The 11,483-nt window shown below is 50.7% G+C and carries 8 protein-coding genes; all 8 read left to right on the top strand.

Annotated elements, in window-relative coordinates:
• Positions 1-27 precede the first annotated feature (27 nt).
• The 8 genes from secF (at position 28) to METH5_RS0108625 (ending at position 11,482) form a co-directional block, all read left to right on the top strand.
• Positions 28-972: a protein translocase subunit SecF gene (gene secF / locus METH5_RS0108665; RefSeq protein WP_029148134.1), complete on the top strand. Its 945-nt coding sequence runs from the start codon at positions 28-30 to the stop codon at positions 970-972.
• A gap of 121 nt (positions 973-1,093) precedes the next feature.
• Positions 1,094-2,365, top strand: coding sequence for an HlyC/CorC family transporter (locus METH5_RS0108660; protein WP_029148133.1), 1,272 nt, complete (start codon positions 1,094-1,096; stop codon positions 2,363-2,365).
• 82 nt (positions 2,366-2,447) lie between these two features.
• Positions 2,448-2,759, top strand: coding sequence for an ATP-dependent Clp protease adapter ClpS (clpS, locus tag METH5_RS0108655; protein ID WP_029148132.1), 312 nt, complete (start codon positions 2,448-2,450; stop codon positions 2,757-2,759).
• A gap of 305 nt (positions 2,760-3,064) precedes the next feature.
• Positions 3,065-5,320: an ATP-dependent Clp protease ATP-binding subunit ClpA gene (gene clpA, locus METH5_RS0108645; protein ID WP_029148130.1), complete on the top strand. Its 2,256-nt coding sequence runs from the start codon at positions 3,065-3,067 to the stop codon at positions 5,318-5,320.
• 206 nt (positions 5,321-5,526) lie between these two features.
• Positions 5,527-5,862 carry a hypothetical protein gene (locus METH5_RS0108640; RefSeq protein ID WP_029148129.1) on the top strand — a complete coding sequence of 112 codons (336 nt, stop codon included), beginning with the start codon at positions 5,527-5,529 and terminating at the stop codon, positions 5,860-5,862.
• Positions 5,863-6,021: 159 nt separating this feature from the next.
• On the top strand, positions 6,022-7,215 hold the full coding sequence (locus METH5_RS0108635) for a TolC family protein (protein ID WP_232410991.1): 1,194 nt from the start codon (positions 6,022-6,024) through the stop codon (positions 7,213-7,215).
• 10 nt (positions 7,216-7,225) lie between these two features.
• Positions 7,226-8,377: an efflux RND transporter periplasmic adaptor subunit gene (locus METH5_RS0108630; RefSeq protein WP_029148127.1), complete on the top strand. Its 1,152-nt coding sequence runs from the start codon at positions 7,226-7,228 to the stop codon at positions 8,375-8,377.
• A 3-nt stretch (positions 8,378-8,380) separates the two neighbouring features.
• Positions 8,381-11,482 (top strand): efflux RND transporter permease subunit, encoded by a 3,102-nt coding sequence (locus METH5_RS0108625; protein WP_029148126.1) that lies wholly within the window; start codon positions 8,381-8,383, stop codon positions 11,480-11,482.
• Position 11,483: the final 1 nt, after the last annotated feature.

The raw sequence follows: 11,483 nt of genomic DNA, 5'->3' as shown, positions 1-11,483 counted from the left end.
TGACAACGCATACTAAGAGAATAGATTATGGAATTATTCAGAATTAAAAAAGACATCCCGTTTATGAGCTACGGGCGTCTGACCACCTCAATTTCGCTGATTACGTTTGTGCTGGCGATCTTTTTCCTACTGCATCGCGGCCTGAATTACGGCGTCGACTTTACCGGCGGCACGGTGATGGAGGTGCATTACCCGACGGCGGCCAACATTGAGCAGATCCGCCAGGTGATGGATGGTGTGGGCCTGAAAGATGTCACAGTGCAAAACTTTGGCTCTAGCCAGGATGTACTGATTCGCCTGCCGGTAAAAAAAGAGCTGTCTATTGCACAGTTGTCAGAAAAAATCTCCGGCGCATTAAAAGCGGCCGATGCTGGTGCTGAAATACGCCGCGTTGAATCGGTTGGCTCACAAGTGGGCGAAGAGTTGTATGAAAACGGCGCGCTGGCATTATTGCTGGTGTGTGCAGGCATCATGGGTTACCTGGCATTGCGCTTTGAGTGGCGGTTTGCGGTGGCGGCCATTATCGCCAACATGCATGACGTCATCATTATTCTTGGCTTTTTTGCCTTTTTTCAGTGGGAGTTTAACCTCACGGTGCTGGCGGCGATTCTTGCCGTATTAGGTTACTCAGTAAATGAATCCGTGGTGGTATTTGACCGCGTGCGCGAAAACTTCAAAAAAATGCGCAAAGCCAGTGCGGTGCATGTGATCGACAATGCGATTACCCGCACCATGTCACGCACCATCATCACCCACATGATGACGCAAACCATGGTCTGCTCCATGCTGTTTTTTGGCGGTGAAACCCTGCACAACTTTTCGCTGGCGCTGACCATTGGTATTTTGTTCGGCATTTACTCTTCAGTCTTGGTGGCTTGCCCAATCGCCATGTGGCTGGGCGTGAGTCGCGCCAATCTGATAGGCGACACAGAGAAAAAACCTAAAGAGGACGAAGCCGCTGTTGCGCCTTAATCGCTAACCAGATGAAAAATCTCCCACAGGCACTGACCTATGGGGGGCTTAGTCTGTCTTTTTCTTGATTTTTAGCCACTGGTGGGTACACTAGTGGCTTCTTGTTTTTAATCCCACTCTTTTGGACAACATCCCGTTAAGCTGGCAGATTGGTCTGCTACTGCTCTTGCTGTCTCTGACAGCTTTTTTCTCCATTGCCGAAACCAGCCTCATGTCGCTCAACCGTTACCGGATGCGGCATATGGCCAAAGAAGGTCACCGTGGCGCCAAGCTGGCCAGCCGCCTGATTGCACAAACCGATAAAACACTGGGCGCCATTCTGCTCGGCAACACCCTTTGTATCGTCAGCTCCTCCACCTTAGAAGTCGTGATTTCTGAGCGCCTGTTTGGTGAGGGCGACTATGTGCTGATGTTTGGTTCGCTTGCGATTACATTTGCCATTCTGGTCTTTAGTGAAATCTCCCCCAAGGTGATTGCTGCCGCGCATGCCGAAAAACTCGGCTTTGCCACCAGTTACTTGCTATATCCGCTGATATGGCTGTTCACGCCTGTGGTCTGGTTTGTCAATCTGTTCGTCAAAGCGTTTCTCAAGTTGCTGGGGGTACGCGTCAACTTCGATGGTCAAGCGCAATCGGTGACCACCGAAGAGTTACGCAGCATTGTCAGCGATGCCGGGCAATACATTCCTTCGCAAAGCCGTGCCATTTTACTCAATCTGCTAGACCTGGAAGACGTCATCGTTGACGATGCGATGACCGCGCACACCATGGTTGAGTTTTTGGACCTCGACCACACCATTGAGCAGATGATGGAGCAGTTGGCGCGCAGCCATCACTCGCGCCTGCCGGTAAGACAGGGCGACCACGAAGACATTGTCGGCATTTTGCATGTGCGTAAAGTATTGCCGTTGCTGCGCGACTTTCATATTGGCAAAGCGCCGACCAAAGCCTTGTTGCAGGCCGCCATGAGCCTGCCCTACTATATTCCGTCTGGCACCCCGCTTTACACCCAGTTGCAACAGTTTCAAAAACGGCACGAGCGTATTGCACTGGTTGTGGATGAATATGGTGAATTTAAAGGCTTGCTGACACTAGAAGACATTCTGGAAGAAGTCGTCGGCGAATTCACCACCCAGTCGCCGGAGCATGCCAACCACTTTCACCAACATGAGGACGGCAGCTGGCTGGTCGATGGCGGCAGTTTGTTACGCGACCTCAACCGTAAATTGAAACTCTCCCTGCCTACCGATGGTCCACGCACATTGAATGGTTTAATTCTTGAGCACTTTGAAGGGATTCCAGAACCTGACACCAGCTTCAAAATGGGTGAACACAAACTGGAAATCCTTGACGTTCAGGACCATATCGTCAAGCGCGTCAAAATTTATCTTTAAAAAGCGGCCATTCTGCCGCATCAAACCCTTGAATTTTTCAATACAAGGCGCAAAATAGGTTTTAAGACAGGTATACAAAACTATGGTACGACCCAAGCGTGAAGGTGATCTGGCTCTTGAATCCCAAGTCGCCAAACCCAAGCCTCCTGAACTATATAAGGTGTTGTTGCTTAATGACGACTACACCCCGATGGAGTTTGTCGTCGCCGTCATTGAACGTTTTTTTAACAAGTCTCGTGAACAAGCGACGCAAATCATGCTCCAAGTACATACAGAAGGCATGGGAGTATGTGGCGTTTACCCACAAGATATTGCAGAAACCAAAATGCACCATGTGTTGGAGTCTGCCCGTGAAGCACAACACCCGCTGCAATGTGTGATTGAAGCCGCTTAACACGCGACGCATGCGCGCCAAAAGTGTTTGCGCCATCGTCGTTGCCCTACCCTGGCATCCACAGAATATCGGGCAAATACACTGACATACTGGCGGTTCGAGTCGTACGTCATAGTGGTAGCATGGTAATGAGATGGTTCTGTGCGGCTTGACTCATATAAACTTGAGCAAAAAGCGGCCACGGAGCATTGAATTTTTTGAAAAAAAGCACGATAACAATAAACAGGCAGGTTTTTGCCGGATTGCATGGATTTGCATCTGTGAATGAGGCGTTTTTGTAGTGTAGTGTATTAAGGAAAGTCATCATGATTGCTCAAGAACTTGAAGTTAGCCTGCACATGGCGTTTATGGACGCGAGACAAAAGCGTCACGAATTGATTACGGTTGAGCATCTGTTACTGGCTATGTTGGATAACCCAACCGCCGCAGAAGTCTTGCGTGCGTGCGGCGCCAAATTTGACACACTGCGTAGTGAGCTCACCCAATATATTGAAGAACACACGCCAACGGTGGCGGGCACTGAAGAAGTGGACACCCAACCGACACTGGGCTTTCAGCGTGTGATCCAGCGTGCCATGCTGCACGTACAATCATCCGGCAAAAAAGAAGTGACTGGCGCTAACGTGCTGGTCGCCATTTATGGCGAAAAAGACTCCCACGCGGTGTTCTTCCTGCATCAACAAGGCGTAACACGCCTCGATGTAGTCAATTTCATTTCGCATGGCGTGGCAAAAATTCAGGAAAACGAATCAAAAGCGGCCAGCCCTGAACAAGAAACTGAAGGCGAAAGCGTCAGCACCGGTGCGCTGGAAAGCTTTACCTTAAACCTGAATGCGCAAGTGATTGCTGGCAAAATTGACCCGTTGATTGGGCGTGGCCTGGAGTTAGAGCGCGTGATTCAGACCTTGTGCCGCCGTCGCAAAAACAATCCTTTGCTGGTTGGTGAAGCTGGTGTGGGTAAAACTGCAATCGCCGAAGGCCTGGCCTCACGCATCGTGAGCAACGAGATCCCAGAAGTGCTGGCAAATGCAACCGTCTACTCATTAGACATGGGTGCGCTGCTGGCTGGCACCAAATATCGTGGTGATTTTGAGCAACGCCTGAAAGCAGTGATGAAACAGCTGGCTGAAAAACCGGATGCGATTTTATTTATTGATGAAATCCACACCCTGATTGGCGCTGGCTCTGCCAGTGGTGGTACGCTGGATGCCAGCAACCTGCTAAAACCAGCGTTATCCAATGGCTCGCTCAAGTGCATAGGCGCGACCACTTATCAAGAGTATCGCGGCATCTTTGAAAAAGACCATGCCTTGTCACGCCGTTTCCAGAAGATTGATGTGCAAGAGCCTAGTGTGGCCGAAACCATCGAGATTCTAAAAGGCCTGAAAACCAGATTTGAAGAGCATCACAGCGTCAAATACAGTGCCAGCGCCTTGACCGTGGCAGCGGAGCTGTCGGCCAAATATATCAATGACCGCCACTTGCCGGACAAGGCGATTGACGTGATTGATGAAGCAGGTGCTGCACAACGTATTCTGCCAAAAAGCAAACAGAAAAAAATCATTGGCAATAAAGAGATTGAAGAAATCATTGCCAAAATTGCGCGCATTCCGCCCAAAAACATTTCCAGTGATGATCGCAATGCACTGAAAACACTGGAACGTGACCTGAAAGCGGTGGTGTTTGGTCAGGACAAAGCGATTGAAGTGCTGGCGTCTGCCGTTAAAATGGCGCGCAGCGGCTTGGGCAACAGCAGCAAACCAATCGGTAGCTTTTTGTTTGCGGGCCCAACCGGCGTCGGTAAAACCGAGGTGGCCAAACAATTGGCTTATGTACTCGGCATTGAGCTACTGCGTTTTGACATGTCAGAATATATGGAGCGTCACGCGGTTTCGCGCCTGATTGGTGCACCTCCGGGCTACGTTGGTTTTGATCAGGGCGGACTCTTGACCGAGGCCGTCACTAAACAGCCTTATTGCGTCTTGTTACTGGACGAAATTGAGAAAGCGCACCCGGATATTTTCAACATTTTGTTGCAAGTGATGGACCATGGCACCTTGACGGACAATAATGGCCGCAAAGCGGATTTCCGCAATGTGACGATTATCATGACCACCAATGCGGGCGCTGAAAACCTGTCTAAATCGAGCATAGGCTTTACCAACAGTAAAGACAGCTCCGATGAAGCGGCTGACCTCAAACGTTTCTTTAGCCCCGAGTTCCGTAACCGGTTGGATGCCACCGTGTCATTTGGTGCACTCAACCAAGAGGTTATCTTGCGCGTGGTCGACAAGTTCCTCATGCAACTTGAAGATCAATTGCACGAGAAAAAAGTCGAGGTCACGTTCAGTGATGAGCTTAAAGCCTATCTGGGCAAAAAAGGCTTTGACCCGAAAATGGGCGCACGCCCGATGGCCAGACTCATTCAAGATACCATTCGTAAAGCATTGGCTGATGAGCTGTTGTTTGGTCGTTTGAACGAGGGTGGCCATGTCCATATCGACATGGATGACAACGATCAGATCAAACTGATTTTTAAAGAAGAGACTATTTCGGCCTAGTCTGGCTGGAACTTTGACACCACAGTGACATCTACTACAATGTCACTGTGGCTTTCCAGCACCATCTTGGTGCAAAATCCCCTTCAACGCGTAATCAGATCTGCCTATATTGGCCACGGGTGACATAAAATCAATATGTTAGGTGTGTTCGCATTACTGGTATAATTATTGCTGTAAATGTATTGCCTGACAGATATGATTTTGTAATGCAAAAGATATTTTATTTTCTACATGCGTTGTGTTTGCTGTTTGCCTTGCAAACAACGGCTGCCGAACCGGCAGTCACAACTACGCTATTAGAAACTGGCATTTCCGCGACCAGCCTTTCCAATGCCATTGATGACAGCTTATCTGCTGACTTTGGTGTAGTGAATTGTTGCGTCGACATGCTGGAAATCGCTGAAGTTGATGTCGATAAAATCTTGCTACCAGGGTTTAGCTATCCACTGCATAAAACCACCTACCTCGCCCCTGAACACCACTTATCTTCCTACCACCTGCTACTCAGCTTCTGGCTCGACCGGCCGCCACAACTCGCTTAACAGCTTTCCATCGCTCCCGGCCCCGCTGCGAGCGTCATTTTAATTACAAATTAAGGTGGCTGTGACATCATGATATGAACAGTCACCTGAAAAAGGATCGTTATGTTAAGTCAGACCCGCTGGCGGAAAGCATGCAGGCTATTGTGCTTATATTGCTGTATGACACCCGTCGCATTTGCAGGTGCTACATTTGACCTGAAAACCCTGCTTGATCAGGCTGTGGCCGAAAACCCGATGCTGGCAGTGAGCAAAGCGCAAGTTGAAGCTGCTGCGGCAGGGATCACCGTTGCAAGATCGTTCTACAATCCAGATATGGAAGTGATGGCAGGTCCGGCTAGATACCGTGGTGTGCCGACACCAGGCGCCAGCGAGAGAAACTATGGTGTCACTATTTCGCAACCACTGGACTTCCCTGGCACCCGCACCTCGCGCCGAGAGCTGGCCGAACAGCAGTTCAATTATGCAGAAAAAGGCATACACACCACCAGCTTCGACCTGCGCAACCAGATCAAACAGGCTTACCTGAATGTATTGTTGCGGCAGCAAATCCTGAGCATGCTGGGTGCCAATCTGGCCCTATTGCAGCAAGTGCAAGGCAAGGTAAAACGTAAAGTAGATATCGGGGAAGCCCCCAGATATGAGCTGATCAAGGCCGATACAGAAGTGCTGGCTGCCGAGCGTGACTACGCCAGTGCGCAAACCCGCATTGACGAGTCTAAAGCCATCTTGCGCGGCATGATAGGCAATATGCCGGACAGTTTTGAAATCAAATCTGAATTGCCGACCATCTCCAACCTGCCCAACATCACTGATTTAAGGCAGTCTGCCGAGAACAATCCATACTTGCAACAGTTGCTCAGTGCCAAAGACAGCGCAGAGGCCAAGTTAAAACTGGAGCAAGCTTTGCGCTTTCCAGGCCTGACCGTGAAGTCTGACTTCACACAGGATCCTGATCTCAATACCTTTCGCCTTGGCGTAGTACTGCCGTTACCGGTCTGGAACCGCCGTGAAGGGCAGATTGCGCAAGCGGCAGCCGGGATTGAGGAAGCCAACGCCAACATCAAGTTGCAACAACAGATACTGCGCAAAGAAATAGACAGCGCCTATCAACGCAACCTGATTGCCAGCAATCAGCTCAAAGTGTTCGAGAACGGCTTATTGCAACAGTCAGAAGCGACCTTGAGTCGCGCAGAAGCGGCCTATAAATTCGGAGAACGCGGCATCCTGGAATATCTGGATGCGCAACGCGTCAATCGTGATGTCAAACGTGACTATCTGATTGCCAAATTTGATTATTTTTTCAGTGTATTGCAAATCGAACGCTTCATCGGTTCGGATTTGGTCCAACCATAAGGGGATGGTCATGTCTCGTGTTTTATTTTCAACTTTGCTCGCTGCCGCGCTGGCTGTGATGTCCACCGCGTGCACCGAAAAACCTGCCCCGGCGCCAGAAACCAAAGAAGTGGTCGACCCTAGCCTGGTCACCCTGACCAAAGAGCTGATGGCAACGGTTAGCACCGGCCCGGTAGCAGAGCTTGCCTTTGTCGATACCTTGCGCATTCCCGGCCGTATTCAGGTTGATGAACAATATGAATCCAGGGCCGGGGCGTCCATCACTGGCCGCATTAGTACGTTAGATGTCAACCTGGGCGATGAAGTGAAAGCAGGCCAGCGACTGGCTATGATTAAAAGTACCGAGCTGGCGCAATATCAGCTTAGCTATATCAAGGCCAGCCAGCAAATGCAATTGCAAACCAAAGCGGTTGACCGCGCCAAGCAACTGCTTGAAGCCGATGTGATCAGCCTGGCGGAGCTACAACGCCGCGAAGGTGAGCTCAATGCCGCCAATGCCGAATTAAATGCCGCGCGTGACCAGTTGCTGGTGCTTGGTATGCCGCCTGCCAGCATCTCCCAATTGGGCTTGCACAACAGTGGCATGTCTACCAGCCAGGTCAACTCTAAAATCACCGGCACGGTGATTGCACGTAAAGCCAGACTGGGCCAGGTTGTTGCACCCGCAGAAGAACTGTTTGTGATTGCCGATTTGTCACACGTGTGGGCGGTGGCAGAAATTCCTGAGCAACAAATTGCGCATATTAAAGAAGGTCAGTCGCTGGATATTGAAGTGCCCGCACTAGACGATGCCGAACTCACTGGCACACTGGCTTTTGTCGGTGACATTGTGAACCCGGCCACGCGTACGGTGATGGCACGCGCCAACATCAGCAATGAAAAAATGCTGTTAAAACCTGACATGCTGATTACGATTCTGCTCGAGGCAAAACCTGAAAAAGTCATTGCTATCCCCGCTACTGCAGTGGTGCGTGAAAACAATGCTGACCATGTGTTTGTACAAACCTTAAAGCCAACGCAATATAAATTGCTGCCAATCACACTGGGCCGGACTTACCAGGGCCATAGAGAAGTGCTGCAAGGCTTGCAACCCGGTGATCAAATCGTGCTCGATGGCGCGTTTCATGTCAACAATGAACGCAAGCGCAAAGAAATGGAGTAAAGCATGATTGAATCCCTCATTAGAGGCGCGCTCAAGCAGCGCCTAATTGTGCTGGTATTGGCTGTAGGGCTGATTCTTGCAGGCTTGTTTGCAGTGAATAAACTGTCGGTAGATGCGTTTCCTGACGTCACCAATGTACAGGTGATGATTGCCACGCAGGCCACCGGCAAGTCGCCTGAAGAAGTCGAACGCTTTATTACCGTGCCGCTAGAAATCGCCATGACAGGCTTGCCTAGCCTGACAGAAATGCGCTCGGTCAATAAAAATGCCTTATCGCTGATCACACTGGTTTTTACCGACAGCACCGATGTTTATTTTGCGCGACAACTGGTGATGGAGCGCTTGATGGAGGTGATGGAGCGCATGCCGCAAGGGGTCACGCCGATTCTGGGGCCGGTCTCGACTGGCCTGGGTGAGGTGTACCAGTTCACACTGGATAAACCAGATGACGGCAAAAAAGAGTTAACGCAAGCTGACCTGACTGAGCGGCGCGCGATTCAGGACTGGGTGGTACGCCCATTATTGCGTGGGATTCCCGGCGTTGCCGAAATCAACTCGCAAGGCGGTTACGTCAAACAGTACCAGGTACTGGTTAACCCTGACCGCATGACACATTTCTCAATCAAACTCAAAGATGTGTATGAAGCGTTGGCGCGTAACAACGCTAACAGCGGCGGCGGCATTCTGCCACATTATGCCGAACAGTATCTGATTCGCGGCGTGGGCCTGGTGCAAAACCTGGACGACATCCGCAACATGGTGCTCAAGGAAGAAAACGGCATTCCCGTTTATGTCCGTGATGTGGCAGAAGTCACTATCGGCCACGAAGTCCGCGTCGGTGTCGTGCTCAAAAACGGCGACACGGAGTCTGTTGGCGGCATTGTCATTATGATGCGTGGCGGCAACGCCAAAGAGGTGGTCAGCCGCATCAAAGCCCGCGTTGAAGAAATCAACAGTAAAGGCATGCTGCCACATGGCCTGCAAATTGTACCTTACTACGACCGTAGCGAACTGGTGGATGCTGCCCTGCACACGGTGACCAAAGTGCTGATTGAAGGCATTATTCTGGTGATTGTGATTTTGTTCCTGTTCTTGGGCGATGTCCGCTCCAGCCTGATTGTGGTCGGCACCTTGATTCTGACACCGCTGATTACGTTTATGGTGATGAATCACTACGGTATTTCTGCCAATCTGATGTCATTGGGCGGGCTAGCAATCGCGATTGGCCTGATGGTCGATGGCTCGGTGGTCGTGGTTGAAAACACTTTTCACCATTTGGGTCACCGCAAAGACGAAAGCAGAATTCGCGTGGCGTTAGAAGCGGCCACCGAAGTCGCAACGCCGGTACTGTTTGGCGTAGGCATCATCATTTTGGTGTTCTTACCATTGATGACGCTGGAAGGCATGGAGGGCAAAATGTTTGCCCCATTGGCCTATACCATCGCCATTGCGCTGTTTGTGTCTCTGGTATTGTCACTCACGCTAACGCCTGCCCTGTGCTCATACATGCTCAAAGGCGGCAGTGGTGATGACACCCGACTGATACAGGCGATCAAACGCCCTTATCTTTCAGCACTAAACTGGGTGCTCGACAATGAGAAAAAAACCATTTTAGCCTCCGCACTGGTATTTGTTGGCACGATTGGGCTGTTTCCACTGCTGGGTACTTCATTTATCCCAGAAATGAAAGAAGGCTCCATTGTGCCGGGCATTAACCGTGTGCCCAATATCTCGCTTGAGGAATCCATGAAAATGGAGAGTAAAGCGATGAAGCTGATTATGGAGCAAGTGCCTGGCGTCAAATCGGCAATCTCAGGCCTGGGCCGTGGTGAAAGCCCGGCAGATGCGCAAGCACAAAACGAGTCTACACCTATCATCAGCCTCAAGCCGCGGGCAGAATGGCCTGAAGGCTGGTCGCAGGATGACATCGCAGAAAAAATGCGCGTGGTGCTGGAAAAATACATTCCGGGTGTACAAATCATCATGGCACAGCCGATTTCTGACCGTGTTGATGAACTGCTAACAGGCGTGCGTGCAGATGTGGCGGTCAAAATCTTTGGTGAAGACCTGGATGCGCTCAAGCAAAAAGCGGATGAAATCGCCAAAATTGCCGGTTCGGTAAAAGGCGCGACTGAAATCAAGGTGGAGAAAGTGTCAGGCCAACAATACCTGAATATCACCATCGACCGTCAGGCGATTGCCCGTCATGGCATCAATGCGTCAGATGTGCATGACGTGATTGAAACCGCGATTGGCGGCAAGATTGCCACCGAGATTTTTGAAGGCCAACGCCGCTTCTCAGCTGCCGTCCGTTACCCGGAAGCTTTCCGTAATAACGAAGAGGCGATCCGCAACATTATGCTGACCTCACCCAATGGCTCACGCGTTGCACTCGAAGACCTGGCGGAGATTGAAATCAAGGATGGCCCGGCACAAATCAGCCGTGAATTGGCCAAACGCCGCATCGTGATTGGCGTCAACGTCAAAGACCGTGATCTGGGTGGCTTTGTCGCTGAGCTGCAACAGGTATTAGGACAAAAACTGCAGTTGCCTGATGGCTATTATTTGGAGTACGGTGGCCAGTTCCAGAACATGGAGCGCGCCATGGGCCATTTGATGATCATTATCCCGGTCACCGTTGCAGCTATCTTCTTCCTGCTGTTCTTGCTGTTTCAGTCGTTGCGTTTTGCCACCATGATTATTTTGGTGCTGCCATTTGCCTCAATTGGTGGCGTGATCGCCCTGTTTGTGACAGGAGAATATTTGTCGGTGCCGGCGTCAGTAGGTTTTATTGCCTTATGGGGCATTGCCGTGCTGAATGCGGTGGTGTTGGTGTCTTATATCCGCACGCTGCGTGAAGAAGGCCTGAGTCAGTTGGAAGCGATCCGCAAAGGCTGCGCCCAGCGTTTTAGGCCGGTGATGATGACCGCCACCGTGGCCATGCTGGGGCTGGTGCCATTCTTGTTTGCCACTGGCCCTGGTGCCGAAGTGCAACGGCCATTAGCCATTGTGGTGATTGGCGGCTTGATTACGTCTACCCTGCTCACCCTGATTGTGGTGCCCACACTCTATCGTAAGTTTGAAGAAAGTAAGATAGAGGCATAAT

Origin of the sequence: Methylophilus sp. 5 (assembly GCF_000515275.1) — a bacterium.
Taxonomy (GTDB): domain Bacteria; phylum Pseudomonadota; class Gammaproteobacteria; order Burkholderiales; family Methylophilaceae; genus Methylophilus.
The sequence above is the reverse complement of the archived record's forward strand: the minus strand, read 5'-3'. Positions and strand labels throughout refer to the sequence as shown.

Bases quoted from the DNA above. Each gene is read 5' to 3' on its own strand.
- secF (WP_029148134.1), top strand. From the start codon at position 28: ATGGAATTATTCAGAATTAAAAAAGACATCCCGTTTATGAGCTACGGG.
- clpS (WP_029148132.1), top strand. From the start codon at position 2,448: ATGGTACGACCCAAGCGTGAAGGTGATCTGGCTCTTGAATCCCAAGTC.
- clpA (WP_029148130.1), top strand. From the start codon at position 3,065: ATGATTGCTCAAGAACTTGAAGTTAGCCTGCACATGGCGTTTATGGAC.
- METH5_RS0108640 (WP_029148129.1), top strand. From the start codon at position 5,527: ATGCAAAAGATATTTTATTTTCTACATGCGTTGTGTTTGCTGTTTGCC.
- METH5_RS0108635 (WP_232410991.1), top strand. From the start codon at position 6,022: ATGACACCCGTCGCATTTGCAGGTGCTACATTTGACCTGAAAACCCTG.
- METH5_RS0108630 (WP_029148127.1), top strand. From the start codon at position 7,226: ATGTCTCGTGTTTTATTTTCAACTTTGCTCGCTGCCGCGCTGGCTGTG.
- METH5_RS0108625 (WP_029148126.1), top strand. From the start codon at position 8,381: ATGATTGAATCCCTCATTAGAGGCGCGCTCAAGCAGCGCCTAATTGTG.